Source organism: Ruegeria sp. CH2 (assembly GCF_056537065.1).
In genome coordinates this window covers 153,241-169,401 of record NZ_JBQFQV010000002.1, presented here as the reverse complement: position 1 = coordinate 169,401, position 16,161 = coordinate 153,241, and the positions used below count along the sequence as shown (strand labels likewise).

Here is a 16,161-nt window from a genome sequence, read left to right as displayed (position 1 = left end):
CCAATCAGCTTGCTGGCGTTGAAGAGACCCCGACCTGAGCCGGACGCAACAGTCGGTCGTGCAGCATGAAACCTTCGGCGGACACCTGGATGATGTCCCCTGCCCGCGTGCCCGGGACCGGGGCCTCGAACATTGCTTCGTGCACATTCGGATCAAACCGGTCACCAACCTGGGGTGTAATCACTTCGATCCCGTGTTTCTGGAACACATCCTTCAGGGCACGCATGGTCAGTTCGACGCCTTCCAGCAGTCCGGCGGCAACCTCTTTCTGCTCGTCGGTCGCGGCCTCAAGCGCGCGCTTCATGTTGTCGTAAACAGGCAGCATATCGCGGGCCAGCTTGGAACCGCCATACTGCTCGGCATCGCGGCGCGCCTTGTCACCGCGTTTGCGCGCGTTCTCGGCGTCGGCAAGCGCGCGCATGAATTTGTCTTTATACTCATCCCGCTCAGCGCGCAGCTCGTCCAGCTCCAACGCCTCGTCACTGATCTCAGTAAACTCCTCGGCCAGCTCTTCCGCTTCTGCCGCCATGATATCGTCCAGAAAATCTTCGTTCTTGGGCTCTGCCATCTCTTACCCTCTAGCTCCGGTCGGATATCAGCTTGCCGACCAGTTGCGCCGTATAATCCACGATCGGCACGATCCGTCCATAATTCAGACGCGTGGGTCCGATGACCCCGACCGCACCGATTATCTTTCGATCAGCGTTCATATATGGAGACACCACCAAAGAGGAACCCGAAAGTGAGAAAAGTTTGTTCTCAGACCCAATAAAAATGCGCACACCCTCGCCGCCTTCCGTCAATTCGAGGAAATCCGCGATGTCGCGCTTGCGCTCCAAATCATCAAACAGGCTGCGAATACGCTCCAATTCTCCGGCCTGACCGGGTTCGTTCAACAGATTCGCCCGCCCCCGCACGATCAAACGGGCCGAGTCGGCTCCGTCTCCGTCCCAGGCCGCCAGCCCACTTTCCACCAGCTCGCGCGCCAGCGCATCTATTTCCTGCTTGCGCGCCTGAATCTGTTTCTGCATCTGACGGCGCACTTCACTGAGCGTGCGCCCCTCGATCAGCGCATTCAGAAAATTCGCAGCCTCGCGCATCGAACTGGGCGTCTGGCCGGGCGGCGGTGTGAACAGGCGGTTTTCAACATGGCCGTCAGAAAAAACCAGCACCACCAAAGCCCTGTCATGCCCTAACGAGACAAACTCGATATGTTTGATTTCGGCTTCATGCTTTGGCGTCAGAACCAGCGACGCACCTTGTGTTACGTGTGACAGAGCTGACCCGACCCGATCCAGCATTCCGCCAACATCACCCGTGTTAGAGCCTAAAGTCTCTTCCAGTTTTTGCTTGTCGTCGACGCCCAGATCGCCAACCTCAAGCAAACCGTCCACGAACATACGCAGTCCTTGCTGCGTCGGTACCCGACCCGCGCTGATATGCGGGCTGTCCAGAAGACCCAGAAACTCAAGGTCCTGCATCACGTTGCGCACGGTTGCGGCACTGACTTTTTCAGACAGGGTACGCGTCAGGGTGCGGCTTCCAACCGGCTCTCCGCTTTCCAGATAACTTTCAACGATCAGCCGGAACACCTCGCGCGACCGGTCGTTCATCTCGTCCAGAATTTTGCTCGCTTCACTCATGCGTTTTCCCCTGCTGGTTCATCATTAAATAGCAGGCAAATGAAAGGTCAATCGGGGTTGCATCGTAACGCTGCGGGGCGGTATCCCCAACCCAGCAAACAAAGGATTTCCCATGCGACCCTCTGGAAGAGACTTAAGTGAAATGCGCGCCGTTTCAATTGAAACGGGGTTCACCAAACATGCCGAAGGTTCCTGCCTGATCAAAATGGGCGATACACATGTTCTGTGTACCGCTACGATCGAAGATCGCGTACCCCCTTTCATCAAGGGTTCGGGGCTAGGCTGGGTCACCGCCGAATACGGTATGCTGCCCCGCGCCACCAATACTCGGATGCGGCGTGAAGCGGCCTCGGGCAAGCAAGGCGGGCGTACGGTGGAAATCCAGCGCCTGATTGGTCGCGCCCTGCGCGCCGGCGTCGACCGGGTTGCACTGGGCGAACGTCAGATCACCGTTGATTGCGATGTGATCCAGGCCGATGGCGGCACCCGCTGTGCCTCGATCACCGGCGGCTGGGTTGCGCTGCGACTGGCCGTCAACAAACTGATGAAAGCAGGTGACGTGATTTCAGATCCGCTGGTTGATCCGGTCGCCGCCGTGTCCTGCGGGATCTATGCGGGCCAGCCTGTGCTGGACCTTGACTATCCGGAAGACAGCGAGGCCGGTGTCGACGGCAACTTTATCATGACCGGATCAGGCAAACTGATCGAGGTCCAGATGAGCGCCGAAGGTTCTGTTTTCAGCCGCGCCCAGATGGATCAGCTGGTGGATCTGGCGGAAAAAGGCGTTGCCGAGCTGGCCGCAGCCCAGAAGGCCGCCACCGCATGACCCGTAAGTTTGACAGCGACAGGCTTCTGGTCGCGACCCACAACAAAGGCAAGCTTGAGGAGATGGCGCATCTCCTCGAACCTTTTGGCGTGACGGTTGTGGGTGCGGCGGACATGGACCTGCCCGAACCGGAAGAGACCGAGGACACCTTTGTCGGCAACGCCCGGATCAAGGCCCACGCCGCCGCAAAGGCCACCGGACTGCCTGCCCTGTCAGACGATTCCGGAATCACCATCGACGCGCTGGACGGCGCGCCGGGTGTTTATACCGCGGATTGGGCCGAAACCGCCAATGGGCGCGACTTCCTGATGGCGATGACCCGCGCCCATACTGAGCTAGAGGCAAAGAACGCCCCCCATCCCCGCACAGCGCAATTCCGCAGCACGCTGGTGCTGGCCTGGCCTGATGGGCATGATGAAGTGTTTGAAGGCATTGCCCCCGGTCATTTGGTCTGGCCCATCCGCGGCGAAGGTGGATTCGGCTATGACCCGATGTTTGTTCCCGAAGGATACGACATTACCTTTGCCGAGATGGATCGCTGGGAAAAGAACAAGATCAGCCATCGCGGACGCGCGGTTGAGAAGTTCGTGAAAGGCTGCTTTGGCGGATGATTGGCGCAACGGGGGCTTTGGCCTGTACGTGCATTGGCCCTTTTGCGAGGCCAAATGCCCCTATTGCGACTTCAACAGCCATGTTTCCAAAACTATCGATCAAAAACTATGGCTTAACTCCTATCTGAGCGAATTGCGGCGCTCGGCCGTCGAAACCCCGGATCGGGTGCTGAACACGATCTTTTTCGGCGGTGGAACCCCGTCGCTGATGGACCCGGAAACCGTTGCCGCCGTGATCGGTGAGGCCCGTGCGCTCTGGCGCCCTTCCAACACCATGGAAATCACGCTGGAGGCTAATCCCGGATCGGTCGAGGCCGGTCGGTTCGCGGCCTATCGTGACGCAGGCGTCAACCGGATCTCGATGGGCGTGCAGGCGCTCAACGACGAAGACCTGCGCCGCTTGGGGCGGATTCACACTGTGGCCGAGGCCCGCGCTGCCTTTGACATCGCCCGTGATTGTTTTGAACGGGTCAGCTTTGACCTGATCTATGCCAGACAGCACCAAACGCTGGATGCCTGGCGGTCCGAGTTGAACGAAGCTCTGTCCATGGCTGTGGATCACCTGTCGCTGTATCAACTGACAATCGAAGATGGCACCGCTTTTGGCGATCGTTATGCTGTCGGAAAACTGCGCGGCTTGCCCGAAGATGACAGTGCGGCCGACATGTACCTTGCAACACAAGAGATTTGCGAGAAACACGGCCTGCCCGCCTATGAGGTGTCCAATCACGCCCGCCCCGGTGCAGAGTCGCAGCACAATCTGGTCTATTGGCGTTACGGAGATTATGTCGGCATTGGTCCCGGTGCCCATGGGCGAATTACTGTGGGTGGTCAAAAACACGCGACCGAGACCCATCTGAACCCGCAGCGTTGGGTTGACGCCGCCGCGAAGGGTGACGGAGAAAAGAAGCGCTATGTCCTTTCGCCTGAAGATCAGGCGAACGAATACCTTATGATGGGTATGAGGATTTCAGAGGGACTAGATATAGATAGGTGGGAGGCTCTGTCAGGCCGTCCACTTCCAGACGAAACCGTGGACCATCTGGTCGGCATTAATATGATCGAAAGTGATAACAACAGACTCAGAGCAACACCAGCGGGGCGCGCCGTGCTGAATGCTGTAATCCGGGAATTGATGGGCTGAATATGCAGTATCTTTGGGCGGGGCTGGGATTGCTTTGCGTTGCGATGGCCGCGATTGGGGTTGTTCTGCCTCTTCTTCCAACAGTTCCGTTTTTGTTGCTGGCAGCGTTTTTCTTTGCGCGATCCTCTTCACGGTTGCACAACTGGCTTCTGTTGCACCGGATTTTCGGGCCAATGATACTGGATTGGCAGAGTTCGGGCGCAATACGCCCGGCCGCAAAAAAGGCAGCAACCTTATCGGTCGCCGCCGTTTTCGGGGTGTCTTTACTTCTATCCGTTCCGCCCTTCGTGCTGATCATTCAGGTCATTGTTCTGGGCGGCGTCCTTATATTTATCTGGACACGCCCTAGCGGCTGAGCTTTGCACAAAGATCGTCAAGCTGATCCAGGTTTTCATATGTCAGAACAACCTGACCGGATTCCGTTCCCGCCTTGTGGTTGATTGAGACTTTCATGGCCAAAATAGCGGACAGGTCTTTTTCCAGCGCGCGCGTATCAGCATCTTTACCGGCATCCAGATTCCTGGATCTGGGAGCAGGTCGTGCAGTGTCGCCCTGCTGCTGTTTCTTGACCAACGCCTCGGTCGCGCGCACAGACAGGCCATCCTTGACGATCTGCTTTGCCAATTCCGAGGGATTTTCCGCCGTAATCAGTGCGCGCGCATGACCAGCCGACAATTTCCCTTCAATAACAAGAGTTTGCACGTCAATTGGCAGAGACAAAAGCCGCAACAGGTTCGCAATATGGCTGCGGCTTTTCCCCAAAGCCTCAGCAAGCTTTTCCTGCGTGTGGCCAAAGCGATCCATCAACTGCCTGTATCCGGCGGCCTCTTCCACTGCGTTCAGATCAGCGCGCTGGATGTTTTCGATGATCGCAACTTCCAGTACCTCGGTATCATCGAATTCGCGCACAATCACCGGGATCTCGTGCAGCTGCGCCATCTGAGCAGCCCGCCACCGGCGTTCACCAGCGACGATTTCGTATTCTCCAACCCCTGTTGGACGTACGATCAAGGGTTGGATGATACCTTTTTCCCGAACCGACGCGGCAAGCTCATCCAATTGTTCGGGCTGAAATGTGCGTCGCGGCTGATTTGGGTTTGCCTTCAGCTTTTCAATCGGAACCTTCAGATCAGGTCTGCGCACGTCAGATGGTACTCGGTTGCCCGCCTCTGGATTAACGTCCGCCATGAGTGCGGATAATCCGCGGCCCAACCCTCTGGATTTCGCTTTCCTGGTGCTCATGTCGGCCTCCTCTCCACCGCTCATGCTGCGGTCTTGTTGTTCTTATGCATGATCTCACGGGCCAGATGCCGATACGCCATCGCACCAAGTGATCCCGAGTCATACTGCAATACCGGCAGCGCATAGGATGGCGCCTCGCTGACCCGCACATTCCTGGGTATCTTTGTTTTAAAAACCATCTCGCCCAAATTGTCACGCGCATCCTTTTCGACCTGGCGGGACAAGTTGTTGCGGTTGTCATACATAGTTAACACAACACCTTCGATTCTCAGGTCTGGATTCGCGGTTTGCCGGACCTCCCGAATTGTCAGCATCAATTGCGAAAGACCCTCCAGCGCAAAGAACTCACTTTGCAGCGGTACTAGGACAGAATGGGCGGCAACCATCCCGTTTACCGTCAAGAGGTTCAGTGACGGCGGGCAATCTATCAGGATGAAATCCAGCTCAAACGCGTCCACCGCCGTCTGACGCAGCGCATCATGCAAAAGATAACTGCGTTTTTCGTTGGAAATCAGCTCGATATCCGCCGAGCTCAGGTCAACCGTTGCAGGGACAACCAAAAGGTTCTCGATCTCCGTCTCTTGAACCACTGCCTCCAAAGGCGCGTCGTCCAGAATGAGGTCATAAGTGGTCCAATCCCGATCTTCGACCCCTAATCCGGTGGATGCGTTCCCTTGTGGATCGAGGTCAACCACCAATACCCTGCAACCAGCTTCGGCCAGTCCGGCCGCCAGGTTGATCGCTGTGGTTGTTTTCCCTACTCCGCCCTTCTGATTGGCAACCGCTATTATCCGGGGTCCGGACGGTCGAGACAGATCAACCACGTGATACTCCTTTGATCTTAAGGATAACGGCCTGAGGTTCAGTTAAACTTGTAATGGCCTCAGCATCGAAATTCCATTCCTCACGCGCCTCATCCAGCTCTTTTTTCCAGTTTGCACCTTTGGGCAACAGCGCGGTCCCGTTTTCACCTAAATGTCTGTCACAAAATGATAACAATGTACGCAAATCCGCCAGCGCGCGCGCCGAAACGATGTTTGCGCCGAGGGGTTCAACCACCTCAATCCGCTTGGAAATCACTTTACACGACACGCCACATTCACGGGCAACGTTACGCAGAAATGCCGATTTTCGCTGGTCGCTTTCCACAAGAGAGAAACTGGCGGCCGGAACTTCCTCGGCCGCAATAATGGCGCACACCATCCCGGGGAACCCGCCGCCACTGCCAAGGTCCACCCAGGTGTCAAACGTTTCAGCGCATCGAAAAACCTGGACAGAATCCAGAATATGCCGATCCCAAATGAATTCCAGGCTATTGCGCGAAACAAGATTTATCCTGGGGTTCCAGTGGTTCACCAGATCAACATAGATTTTCAGACGCTCAAATGTTTCACGTGAAACATTCAAGCCATCAAACTTGGAATAATCGACCGTCATGCCTGACGTGCTCGTTGATCCCGGCGCAATTTCGCCAGAACAAGGGTCAGGGCAGCCGGAGTAACACCTTCGACACGGCTTGCTTGCGCTATGTTCGACGGCTTGGCCTGCGACAGTTTTTGCTTCATCTCAGAAGACAGCCCGTCCAAGCCAAAATAGTCAAACTCACGTGGGATAACATAGGATTCATCCCGCTTCATGGCCTCAACATCGCGCTTTTGCCGATCGATATAGTTTGCGTAAAGCGCGTCGCGTTCGATTTGAAGCCGGATCGCCACGTCTACATCTTGTAGATCAGGTATCAGAGGGAACAAGTCCTCGAAGGATGTATCCGGAAATGCCAGAATTTCCATTCCATCTCGGCGGTTTCCATCCTGGTTGACGTTGATCCCAGCCGAAAGAACTTCCTTGGGTGTGTATGTGCGTGCGGTCAGCTTGGATTTCGCCGCATCAAGCTGGTTCATTTTCTTTTTAAAATGTGCCTGTCGCTTCTCTCCGACACAACCAAGTTCCAAACCAATCGGTGTCAACCGTTGATCGGCATTGTCTGCCCGCAAAGACAGTCGGAATTCAGCCCTGGAGGTAAACATTCGATAGGGCTCAGCCACACCACGGGTCGTCAGGTCGTCTATCATCACGCCGATATAGCTGTCTGATCTTGTGAAAAAGACCGGTTCGCGGCCCTGTACGTCCAGCGCCGCGTTGAGACCAGCAACCATCCCTTGTGCCGCTGCCTCCTCATATCCTGTGGTCCCGTTGATCTGCCCTGCCAGATATAGTCCCGGAACGTCGGGTAGCGACAAGGACGCAGTTAAGATACGAGGGTCCACATAATCATATTCAATCGCATAGCCGGGTTGCAGAATATCCGCCTTTTCAAGCCCTTTGATCGACCGAACATATTCCAACTGCACGTCCTGAGGCAGTGACGTTGAAATACCGTTGGGATAAATTGTGTGGTCATTAACGCCTTCGGGTTCAAGAAAAACCTGATGCGAATCCTTATCTGCAAAGCGCACAATCTTGTCTTCGATCGAAGGGCAATATCTTGGACCTATGCCGTCGATATGGCCACCATACATCGCCGATTTTGAGAGGTTTGCTTCGATGATCTCATGCGTCTTTGCATTGGTGTGTGTAATACCGCAGGAAATCTGAGGCGCGACAACCGATGTTGACAGGAAAGAAAACAAGGTCGGGTCCTCATCCCCGTCTTGTTTTTCCAAACCCGACCAGTTGATCGTACGCCCATCCAGACGCGGCGGTGTGCCGGTTTTCAAGCGCCCCAGCGGAAGGTTATAGCTATCCAACCTCTCGGCCAGTTTTATTGACGGGCGATCTCCCATTCGCCCACCAGCCCGTGACACGTCGCCGATATGGATGACGCCGCGCAGGAAGGTTCCGGAGGTCAGAACAACGGCTTTGGCGTAAATTTCCGACCCATCTCCGAGCACGACACCGGCGACACGGTGTCCATCCATCAGAAAATCTACAACCTCACCAACGATAACGGACAGGTTTTCCTGATTGCCGATTTCGTTTTGCATCGCCGCCCGGTACAAGGCGCGATCAGCCTGCGTTCTGGGACCCTGAACAGCCGGACCTTTTCGCCGGTTTAACAGTCGAAACTGAATACCAGCCTGGTCAGCGACACGGCCCATTACACCATCTAGCGCGTCAATCTCTCGTACCAGATGTCCCTTCCCCAACCCGCCGATGGCCGGGTTGCAGGACATGACCCCGATATCGGTCGCGGATAATGTCACCAAAGCGGTTTTCGCACCCATCCTGGCAGCGGCGTGCGCAGCCTCCGTACCGGCATGACCAGCCCCAACCACGATGACATCAATGTTTGAATGTTTCACGTGAAACAATCCTTATTTTCCCAAACAAAAGCTGGAGAAGATTTCATCCAACAGTGTTTCGACATCTATTCTGCCAACCAGAGATTCAAGTCCCCGTATGGCGGTTCTTAACTCCTCCGCAGCGATATCATACAGGTCCGGGCCTGATTCCAGAACCGTGATCGCAGCAGCAAGTGAATCCGATGCCTTATTCATCGCAGCGCGGTGGCGCTCACGCGTGGCAATACCATGTGTTGTGGTTCTATCACTCAAGACCCACGAAATCTGGTCTACAAGCGCGTCAATCCCCTGTCCTGTCTTTCCTGAAACACCTTCAGCAGCGCCCTCTCGCAAGTCCGCTTTGGGTAGAACGTGGATATCGCCATCCTGCATGGCCACACCCAGATCTTCCGGTGCTTCAGCCAGGAAAACGCGCAGGTCCGCCGCATCTGCCCGTTTTCGAGCCAGCTCGATCCCAAGATTTTCGACATGATCTTCGGTATCCCGCAACCCGGCCGTATCCAGCAATGTCACCGGCAAACCAGCCAGATCCATTCGAACCTCGATCACGTCCCGGGTCGTGCCTGCGTATTCCGAAGTAATCGCAGCCTCGCGCCCCGCAAGCGCGTTCAGCAGGGTTGATTTTCCTGCATTGGGAAGACCGACAATAGCCACTTCAAATCCGGTACGAATACGCTCGGCGATCTTTACCCCATCAGCTTCTCGACGAAGATCTGCCAGAACTCCGCTTGTCAAACTACGGACTTCCGGCGTGACGTCAGTGGGGACGTCTTCATCAGCGAAATCTATGACCGCTTCCAGCAACGATGCCGCGCGGATCAAATCGCGCCGCCAGCGCTCGGCCAGCGTGCCAAGCTCACCGGCCAGAATGGTTTGGGCCTGCTTACGCTGTGCCTCGGTTTCCGCGTCAATCAGATCTGCCAGGCCTTCGACCTGTGTCAGATCCATCTTGCCATTTTCAAGGGCCCGGCGTGTAAACTCACCCGGGTCCGCCAGTCGCAGCCCATCGGTGTTCGACAAACAACGCAGAACCGCATTGACCGAGGCCGTGCTGCCGTGGATCTGAAGTTCTGCCACGTCTTCACCGGTGAAACTTGCCGGTGCCTGAAATGTCAGAACCAGACCATCATCTAGATGTGATCCATCCTGATCCCGCAGGGTGCGCAAGACCATTCCCCGCTTGGGCAGTTCCGCGCCGCACAGATATGCGGCTGCGGAATGCGCTTCGGGGCCAGAGAGGCGAATGACCGCCACCCCTGCTTTGCCTTGCGCGCTGGCCAAGGCGAATATCGTATCCATTCGAAGGCCTCGCTGGGGTCTAAGACCTGTGTCAGGTGTTCATCGAATCGAAGAACTCGCCGTTTGTCTTCGTCTGTTTCAACTTCGACAACAAGAACTCGATTGCGTCGGTGGTGCCCATCGGATTGAGGATACGGCGCAGAACGAAGGTCTTGGCCAGATCGCCCTTGTCGACCAGCAGGTCCTCTTTCCGAGTACCGGATTTAAGGATGTCGATCGCCGGGAACACGCGTTTGTCTGCAATCTTGCGGTCCAGAACGATTTCCGAGTTACCAGTACCTTTGAATTCTTCAAAGATCACCTCGTCCATCCGGCTGCCGGTATCGATCAGCGCGGTGGCGATAATGGTCAGCGATCCGCCCTCTTCAATATTCCGGGCCGCACCGAAGAAACGCTTGGGCCGCTGCAACGCATTCGCATCCACACCACCGGTCAGAACTTTACCCGAGGACGGAACAACGGTGTTAAACGCCCTACCAAGTCTTGTGATCGAGTCGAGAAGAATAACAACATCTCGTTTATGTTCGACCAAACGCTTGGCCTTTTCAATGACCATCTCCGACACGGCCACGTGACGCGTTGCGGGCTCATCGAAGGTTGACGACACAACCTCACCCTTAACCGAGCGCTGCATGTCGGTCACTTCTTCCGGGCGTTCGTCGATCAGCAGGACGATCAGATAACACTCCGGGTGGTTCTGTTCGATCGAATGCGCGATGTTCTGCAGGATCACGGTTTTACCGGTCCGCGGCGGTGCCACGATCAATGAACGCTGACCTTTACCGATCGGCGCAACCAGATCGATCACGCGCGCTGACTTATCCTTGATGGTGGGGTCTTCGATTTCCATCTTCAGACGCTCATCCGGGTACAGAGGCGTCAGGTTGTCGAACAGGATCTTGTGCTTGGCCTTTTCGGGATCTTCAAAGTTGATCATGGTGACTTTGGTTAGCGCGAAATAACGCTCATTCTCATCCGGCGCCTTGATCTCGCCTTCGACCGTGTCCCCGGTCCGCAATGAGTGCAGACGGATCATATCGGGCGAGACATAGATATCATCAGGGCCCGGCAGATAGTTCGCCTCGGGCGAGCGCAGAAAGCCGAACCCGTCCTGTAGCACTTCCAGTACGCCATCACCGCCGACGGTCCAGCCATCATCGGCACGTTCGCGCAGAATCTGGAACATCATTTCGCCCTTACGCATAGTCGAGGCGTTTTCGATCTCCAGCTCTTCGGCCATGGCCAGAAGGTCTTTGGGGCTTTTGGCTTTCAGGTCGGCCAGATTCAGGGATTCATTGGACATGATACATACCTTCACCGCTGAGAACGCGGCTTGAAGTGGAATTTCAGTACGGAAAATACGCCGCCCGGACGGGCGTGTTGTGATCTACATAAGCGCAGCGACGTTCGGAGTCAAACAGGCGTTCAGAACTTCAGAATGACCGCCAGAACGATGGCAACCATCAGAATGGTCGGAACCTCGTTCATCATGCGATACTGCCGCCCAGTGAGCTTATTCTGGCCTGCCAGGAAATCCTTCCTTCGGGCCATAAGCCAATGGTGGAACCAGGTCATCGCGATCACGCCCGCACCTTTGACCCAGGGCCATGCAAAATCCCATCCGACGATCCCCGGTGTGAACACCATGATCAGCCCGCATACCCAGGTTACAACCATCGCGGGGCGCATGATCACCCGCAGCAGCTTGTCTTCCATTTCAAAGAAGATGTCTTGCGCGCCCTCTACGGCCTGCGCTTTTTCGACGTGATAAACAAACAGCCGTGGTAAATAGAACAAGCCCGCCATCCATGAGATTACGGCCATGATATGTAATGACTTCACCCACGGGTAAATCGTGAAAAGAAGGTCTGTCATGCCGACTCCGAACGTTGTTCGGTACCCTCCCTAATAAAAAAATAAGAAAAGAAAAAGGATGATGGTTTTGTAGGGTGCCAGAAATCCGTGGATTACTTTTTTACCCTAGCGTTTTCCCCAGGGGGACAGAATATCTGAGATCGCGGGTGATTCTGTTGATAGTACGAATTATTGATATAAATCAATAAGGTAAGTTGGATCAGGTAAATCTGATCTGTGGATAAACCGATGGGTATCATTGGATACATCTGTTATCCCAAGAGTTGGAGTTATCCTTGTCCCGACGGGATGAGATTTGAGCGACTCGGGGATCTTTGCCGCAAAATTCCCAGGGTTGCGTGTCAACCGGAAAACCATACAAAACACCCCAGAACTCTTATCGATTTGCACACGGGGTTTTCCACATGTCTGTCCCCATTCTTCTGGCTTCGGGATCTGTTATTCGCGCGCAATTGCTCAAGAACGCAAGTGTGCAGTTTGCAGTTCAAACGGCGCGCGTGGATGAAGAGGCGGTCAAACGGGCGTTGTTGGCGGAAAATGCCTCACCACGCGATATTGCCGATACGCTGGCCGAGATCAAAGCGCGTAAGGTCAGCGACAAGAACCCCGGCGCCATGGTGATCGGGTGTGATCAGGTGCTGGATTTCGAAGGGCAGCTGCTGTCAAAGCCCGAAACCCCGGAACAGGCGCTGGCCCAACTGAAAGCCATGCGCGGCAAGCGGCACATGCTTTTGTCCGCAGCTGTGATCTATCAGGACGGTGAGCCGATCTGGAGGCATGTAGGGCAAGTGCGTCTGCGGATGCGGGCCAGTTCCGATGCCTATCTGAAAGACTATGTTGCGCGGAACTGGGACAGCATTCGCCATGCCGTCGGAGCCTACAAGCTGGAAGAAGAAGGTGTCCGCCTGTTCGCCACCATTGACGGCGACTATTTTAACGTTTTGGGTATGCCCCTGTTAGAGCTTCTCAATTTTCTGGCTGTCAAAGGGATGATCGAGCAATGACGGACAATCGGGTTCCTTTGGCCGGAGTGATTGGGCATCCCATCGGGCATTCGCGCTCTCCCAAGCTGCACGGCCATTGGTTAAAGACCTATGGGCTTGCCGGGCATTATATCCCGATGGACGTCGCCTCTGCAGATTTGGAGACAGTGCTGCGAACCCTGCCCAAAGCGGGCTTTGTCGGGGCCAACGTGACCGTTCCGCACAAAGAAGCGGCGTTGAAGATCGCAGATCACGTTTCTGACCGTGCAACCGTGATTGGTGCTGCAAATACACTGGTGTTCCGAACTGATGGTTCGATACATGCAGATAACACCGACGGATACGGGTTTATGGAAAACCTGCGCAGTGGCGCACCTGACTGGAATGCGAAAGATGGCCCGGCGGTTGTGTTTGGTGCCGGGGGTGCTGCCCGTGCCGTTTTGCAGGCCTTGTCTGATGCCGGGGTGCCGGAAATCCTGTTGACCAACCGGACGCGCGCCCGCGCGGATCATCTGAAGGAAGAATTCGGCCAACGCATTCGCGTGGTCGATTGGGTTCAGGCGGGGAATGTCATCGAAAACGCCGAACTGGTGGTCAATACGACCTCACTGGGGATGCAGGGCCAGCCAGGGCTGCGCGTGCCGCTGGATGGGTTGCAGCCCGGTGCCGTGGTAACGGACCTGGTCTATGCCCCGTTGAAAACCCGCCTGCTGCAAACTGCCGAGGAGGCCGGATGCACCACAGTCGATGGTCTGGGGATGTTGCTACATCAGGCTGTTCCCGGGTTTGAACGCTGGTTTGGGGTCCGCCCCGAAGTAGACGCGGATACGCGCGCGGCGGCCCTGGCATGAGTTTTGCGCTTGGCCTGACAGGCTCAATCGGCATGGGGAAAAGCACCACGGCGCAGATGTTCGTTGAAGAAGGGTGCGCATTGTGGGATGCGGATGCGGCGGTGCATCGGCTGTATGCCATTGGTGGAGCAGCGGTTGAACCAATGCGGGCAGCTTTTCCTGATGCGATACTTGACGGGGCGGTTAGCCGAAACGCGTTGAAACGGATTATCGCGGATGACCCGGCCACGTTGAAAAAGATTGAGGCGATTGTGCATCCACTTGTCGCTGCTGACCGCGCAGAATTTCGCGAAAGCGCTACAAGCGACATCCTGGTGTTCGATATTCCGCTTTTGTTTGAAACGGGCGCTGATACAGCAATGGACGCAGTGGCCTGCGTTTCGGTCCCGGCCGAAGACCAAAAGCGGCGCGTAATGGAACGCGGAACAATGACCGAGGCGCAGTTCGAGCAGATCCGCGCCAAGCAGATGCCGAACGATGAAAAATGCGCGCGGTCGGATTTTGTGATCGTGACCGATACTCTGGACCACGCCCGCGCGCAGGTGCAGGATGTGGTCAGGCAGATACGGGCGGGGATGGCACATGCGTGAGATTGTACTGGATACCGAAACCACCGGGTTTGACCCCGACAGCGGGGATCGGATCGTGGAAATCGGCGCCGTTGAGCTGTGGAACCACGTTGCCACCGGTGAAACCTATCACGTCTATATCAACCCCGAACGCTCGATGCCGGAAGAGGCGTTTGGCGTGCATGGAATTGGTCCCGATCTGCTGGACACCCCGCGCCCGCCGGAAAAGGGCGAAGTTACGCTGAAAGACAAGCCGGTCTTTGCAAAGGTTGGCCATGGGTTTCGCGAATTTGTTGGCGATGCGCGGTTGGTGATCCACAACGCCTCATTCGACATGAAGTTCCTGAATGCCGAGCTGAAATGGATGGGTGCCCCGCTTATCCCGATGGAGCAGGCATTGGATACACTGGCAATTGCCCGCAAACGGTTCCCCGGTTCGCCAGCGTCACTGGATGCGCTGTGCCGTCGTTTCAATATCGACAACTCGAACCGTGTGTTGCACGGCGCGTTGCTCGACTCGGAAATTCTGGCCGAGGTTTACCTGGAATTGATCGGTGGACGGCAGCCTGATTTTGGTCTGTCGACATCCGCATCTTCTGCGGACGGTGGCAGCGATGATTGGCGAGCTGCACCGCGCAGCACACCATTGCCATCCCGGATCACCGAGGATGAGCGCGCGGCACATGAAGCTTTCGTGGAAAAACTGGGCGAGAACGCCTTGTGGACCCGCGCCTGATCCGGACAGGCGCGGGTCAAAACGTTACGCGTCGGCTTTTTGGGCCTGTTCGGCCTGACGGCGCATCAACTCGTTGCGATAGAGCGCAACGAAATCGATATTGTCCAGGTTGACCGGCGGGAAGCCGCCATCGCGTGTGATATCGCTGACAATGCGGCGCAGGAACGGGAACAACATGCGCGGGCATTCGATCATCAGGAATGGGTGCAGCTGATCTTCCGGCACACCTTCCACGTGGAACATACCGCAATAGTCCAGTTCGCACAGGAACAGAATGTCATCCATGCCTTTGGCTTTGGATGTCAGGTTCAGCTTGATCGAAACTTCGAACTGATGGTCCGCCGCGCGTTTTTTGGCATCCAGATTCACCTGAACGGCGATTTCCGGTTGTACGTCTCCGGAAACGCCCTTTTGCGCCATCACGTTTTCAAAGGACATATCACGGATGAACTGCCCCAGAACACGCATCTGAACCTGCGGGGCGGCTTGGGCCGCAGTGTTTTCTGCAGCGTTTTCTTCGGCCATGGATCTACTCCAAAAATGAAATTCGCCACTGCTTAGCAAGTTGGGCGCGGCACCTCAATGCTGGTGGGGGCCTTCCACCCATTTCGAAGGCTTCGAGGGGTCTTTTTTTGGCCGAACTTCGGTGAATTCCCCATCGATGATATCGCCCTGATCGAAAGGGTTCCCCCGGGTTTGATATCCGGGGCCCGGCCCCATCTGGAACTGGGTTACTGTAACCTTGGATTTCAGGTACCGGAAAACGGCGATGCGGATACCGGGAACTAACAACGCAAAACCAACGGCATCAGTGAAAAAACCCGGTGTCAGCAACAAAGCGCCCGACAACAGGATCATTGCCCCATGGGCCAGGGGTTCGGTCGGATCGTCCAATTCGGCAAAGGACCGTTGCAGCTGTCCAAGCGCCATGCGACCTTGTGTCCGCACCAAAACCGTGCCCAGAACCGCGGTCAGCACTACGATGGCAAGTGTCGGCCACAACCCAATCAAACCACCAACCTGAATAAACAGCGCGATTTCGATTATGGGCACCAACAAAAATGCCAAGAACAGATACAT

Annotated in this window: 19 protein-coding genes; 8 read left to right on the top strand and 11 right to left on the bottom strand. The window is 55.8% G+C overall.

Annotation, left to right across the window (positions count from 1 at the left end):
• Nucleotides 1-4: 4 nt before the first annotated feature.
• Together ACR0M9_RS05445 and hrcA are read right to left on the bottom strand one after the other, a co-directional pair.
• A complete protein-coding gene (locus tag ACR0M9_RS05445) occupies nucleotides 5-568 on the bottom strand; it encodes a nucleotide exchange factor GrpE (protein ID WP_480482518.1) in 564 nt (187 codons plus the stop codon).
• Nucleotides 569-578: 10 nt separating this feature from the next.
• Nucleotides 579-1,643 (bottom strand): heat-inducible transcriptional repressor HrcA, encoded by a 1,065-nt coding sequence (hrcA, locus tag ACR0M9_RS05440; protein WP_480482520.1) that lies wholly within the window; start codon nucleotides 1,641-1,643, stop codon nucleotides 579-581.
• Nucleotides 1,644-1,755: 112 nt separating this feature from the next.
• Between hrcA and rph the strand changes: the two genes are divergently transcribed.
• Genes rph through ACR0M9_RS05420 form a run of 4 tightly spaced genes read left to right on the top strand, consistent with a single transcriptional unit; the run spans nucleotide 1,756 to nucleotide 4,580 of the window.
• Nucleotides 1,756-2,469 (top strand): ribonuclease PH, encoded by a 714-nt coding sequence (gene rph / locus ACR0M9_RS05435; RefSeq protein ID WP_267363729.1) that lies wholly within the window; start codon nucleotides 1,756-1,758, stop codon nucleotides 2,467-2,469.
• The gene (rdgB, locus tag ACR0M9_RS05430; protein WP_480482522.1) at nucleotides 2,466-3,080 is read left to right on the top strand and encodes an RdgB/HAM1 family non-canonical purine NTP pyrophosphatase; all 615 of its coding nucleotides are present in this window, start codon (nucleotides 2,466-2,468) and stop codon (nucleotides 3,078-3,080) included. Before rph ends, rdgB begins: the two co-directional genes overlap by 4 nt.
• Entirely contained in the window at nucleotides 3,070-4,224 is a 1,155-nt protein-coding gene (hemW, locus tag ACR0M9_RS05425; protein WP_480773038.1) for a radical SAM family heme chaperone HemW, read from the top strand. Before rdgB ends, hemW begins: the two co-directional genes overlap by 11 nt.
• Nucleotides 4,225-4,226: 2 nt before the next feature.
• The gene (locus tag ACR0M9_RS05420; RefSeq protein WP_480624796.1) at nucleotides 4,227-4,580 is read left to right on the top strand and encodes a YbaN family protein; all 354 of its coding nucleotides are present in this window, start codon (nucleotides 4,227-4,229) and stop codon (nucleotides 4,578-4,580) included.
• Here the strand turns inward: ACR0M9_RS05420 and ACR0M9_RS05415 are convergent.
• The 7 genes from ACR0M9_RS05415 to ACR0M9_RS05385 all read right to left on the bottom strand — a co-directional run bounded on the left by ACR0M9_RS05415 (nucleotide 4,570) and on the right by ACR0M9_RS05385 (nucleotide 11,942).
• Nucleotides 4,570-5,466 (bottom strand): ParB/RepB/Spo0J family partition protein, encoded by an 897-nt coding sequence (locus ACR0M9_RS05415; RefSeq protein WP_480773037.1) that lies wholly within the window; start codon nucleotides 5,464-5,466, stop codon nucleotides 4,570-4,572. The genes ACR0M9_RS05420 and ACR0M9_RS05415 overlap by 11 nt on opposite strands.
• A 20-nt stretch (nucleotides 5,467-5,486) precedes the next feature.
• Nucleotides 5,487-6,290 carry a ParA family protein gene (locus ACR0M9_RS05410; protein ID WP_480773036.1) on the bottom strand — a complete coding sequence of 268 codons (804 nt, stop codon included), beginning with the start codon at nucleotides 6,288-6,290 and terminating at the stop codon, nucleotides 5,487-5,489.
• Entirely contained in the window at nucleotides 6,283-6,903 is a 621-nt protein-coding gene (gene rsmG / locus ACR0M9_RS05405) for a 16S rRNA (guanine(527)-N(7))-methyltransferase RsmG (protein ID WP_480482530.1), read from the bottom strand. The genes ACR0M9_RS05410 and rsmG overlap by 8 nt, the downstream gene beginning before the upstream one ends.
• The gene (gene mnmG / locus ACR0M9_RS05400; protein ID WP_480773035.1) at nucleotides 6,900-8,768 is read right to left on the bottom strand and encodes a tRNA uridine-5-carboxymethylaminomethyl(34) synthesis enzyme MnmG; all 1,869 of its coding nucleotides are present in this window, start codon (nucleotides 8,766-8,768) and stop codon (nucleotides 6,900-6,902) included. Before mnmG ends, rsmG begins: the two co-directional genes overlap by 4 nt.
• 12 nt (nucleotides 8,769-8,780) lie before the next feature.
• Nucleotides 8,781-10,067 carry a tRNA uridine-5-carboxymethylaminomethyl(34) synthesis GTPase MnmE gene (gene mnmE, locus ACR0M9_RS05395; protein ID WP_480506859.1) on the bottom strand — a complete coding sequence of 429 codons (1,287 nt, stop codon included), beginning with the start codon at nucleotides 10,065-10,067 and terminating at the stop codon, nucleotides 8,781-8,783.
• Between the two features lie 31 nt (nucleotides 10,068-10,098).
• Complete coding sequence (gene rho / locus ACR0M9_RS05390; RefSeq protein WP_267364726.1) at nucleotides 10,099-11,370, bottom strand: transcription termination factor Rho; 1,272 nt, start codon at nucleotides 11,368-11,370, stop codon at nucleotides 10,099-10,101.
• A 122-nt stretch (nucleotides 11,371-11,492) separates the two neighbouring features.
• A complete protein-coding gene (locus ACR0M9_RS05385) occupies nucleotides 11,493-11,942 on the bottom strand; it encodes a CopD family protein (RefSeq protein ID WP_209506877.1) in 450 nt (149 codons plus the stop codon).
• Between the two features lie 404 nt (nucleotides 11,943-12,346).
• Between ACR0M9_RS05385 and ACR0M9_RS05380 the strand changes: the two genes are divergently transcribed.
• From ACR0M9_RS05380 to dnaQ, 4 genes are read left to right on the top strand one after another with little or no spacing between them, the layout of a single operon-like run.
• Nucleotides 12,347-12,946, top strand: a complete 600-nt coding sequence (locus ACR0M9_RS05380) for a Maf family protein (RefSeq protein ID WP_480773034.1) — start codon at nucleotides 12,347-12,349, stop codon at nucleotides 12,944-12,946.
• The gene (locus tag ACR0M9_RS05375; protein ID WP_480773033.1) at nucleotides 12,943-13,776 is read left to right on the top strand and encodes a shikimate dehydrogenase; all 834 of its coding nucleotides are present in this window, start codon (nucleotides 12,943-12,945) and stop codon (nucleotides 13,774-13,776) included. Before ACR0M9_RS05380 ends, ACR0M9_RS05375 begins: the two co-directional genes overlap by 4 nt.
• A complete protein-coding gene (gene coaE / locus ACR0M9_RS05370) occupies nucleotides 13,773-14,366 on the top strand; it encodes a dephospho-CoA kinase (RefSeq protein ID WP_480773032.1) in 594 nt (197 codons plus the stop codon). The genes ACR0M9_RS05375 and coaE overlap by 4 nt, the downstream gene beginning before the upstream one ends.
• Nucleotides 14,359-15,081: a DNA polymerase III subunit epsilon gene (gene dnaQ, locus ACR0M9_RS05365; RefSeq protein ID WP_480773031.1), complete on the top strand. Its 723-nt coding sequence runs from the start codon at nucleotides 14,359-14,361 to the stop codon at nucleotides 15,079-15,081. Before coaE ends, dnaQ begins: the two co-directional genes overlap by 8 nt.
• 24 nt (nucleotides 15,082-15,105) lie before the next feature.
• On the opposite strand, the gene secB is transcribed toward dnaQ, so the two are convergent.
• Nucleotides 15,106-15,606 (bottom strand): protein-export chaperone SecB, encoded by a 501-nt coding sequence (gene secB, locus ACR0M9_RS05360; protein ID WP_209506872.1) that lies wholly within the window; start codon nucleotides 15,604-15,606, stop codon nucleotides 15,106-15,108.
• A 54-nt stretch (nucleotides 15,607-15,660) separates the two neighbouring features.
• Complete coding sequence (locus tag ACR0M9_RS05355) at nucleotides 15,661-16,161, bottom strand: FxsA family protein (RefSeq protein WP_480773030.1); 501 nt, start codon at nucleotides 16,159-16,161, stop codon at nucleotides 15,661-15,663.

Bases quoted from the DNA above. Each gene is read 5' to 3' on its own strand.
- ACR0M9_RS05445 (WP_480482518.1), bottom strand. From the start codon at position 568: ATGGCAGAGCCCAAGAACGAAGATTTTCTGGACGATATCATGGCGGCA.
- hrcA (WP_480482520.1), bottom strand. From the start codon at position 1,643: ATGAGTGAAGCGAGCAAAATTCTGGACGAGATGAACGACCGGTCGCGC.
- rph (WP_267363729.1), top strand. From the start codon at position 1,756: ATGCGACCCTCTGGAAGAGACTTAAGTGAAATGCGCGCCGTTTCAATT.
- rdgB (WP_480482522.1), top strand. From the start codon at position 2,466: ATGACCCGTAAGTTTGACAGCGACAGGCTTCTGGTCGCGACCCACAAC.
- ACR0M9_RS05420 (WP_480624796.1), top strand. From the start codon at position 4,227: ATGCAGTATCTTTGGGCGGGGCTGGGATTGCTTTGCGTTGCGATGGCC.
- ACR0M9_RS05415 (WP_480773037.1), bottom strand. From the start codon at position 5,466: ATGAGCACCAGGAAAGCGAAATCCAGAGGGTTGGGCCGCGGATTATCC.
- rsmG (WP_480482530.1), bottom strand. From the start codon at position 6,903: ATGACGGTCGATTATTCCAAGTTTGATGGCTTGAATGTTTCACGTGAA.
- mnmE (WP_480506859.1), bottom strand. From the start codon at position 10,067: ATGGATACGATATTCGCCTTGGCCAGCGCGCAAGGCAAAGCAGGGGTG.
- rho (WP_267364726.1), bottom strand. From the start codon at position 11,370: ATGTCCAATGAATCCCTGAATCTGGCCGACCTGAAAGCCAAAAGCCCC.
- ACR0M9_RS05385 (WP_209506877.1), bottom strand. From the start codon at position 11,942: ATGACAGACCTTCTTTTCACGATTTACCCGTGGGTGAAGTCATTACAT.
- ACR0M9_RS05380 (WP_480773034.1), top strand. From the start codon at position 12,347: ATGTCTGTCCCCATTCTTCTGGCTTCGGGATCTGTTATTCGCGCGCAA.
- ACR0M9_RS05375 (WP_480773033.1), top strand. From the start codon at position 12,943: ATGACGGACAATCGGGTTCCTTTGGCCGGAGTGATTGGGCATCCCATC.
- coaE (WP_480773032.1), top strand. From the start codon at position 13,773: ATGAGTTTTGCGCTTGGCCTGACAGGCTCAATCGGCATGGGGAAAAGC.
- dnaQ (WP_480773031.1), top strand. From the start codon at position 14,359: ATGCGTGAGATTGTACTGGATACCGAAACCACCGGGTTTGACCCCGAC.
- secB (WP_209506872.1), bottom strand. From the start codon at position 15,606: ATGGCCGAAGAAAACGCTGCAGAAAACACTGCGGCCCAAGCCGCCCCG.
- ACR0M9_RS05355 (WP_480773030.1), bottom strand. From the start codon at position 16,161: ATGTATCTGTTCTTGGCATTTTTGTTGGTGCCCATAATCGAAATCGCG.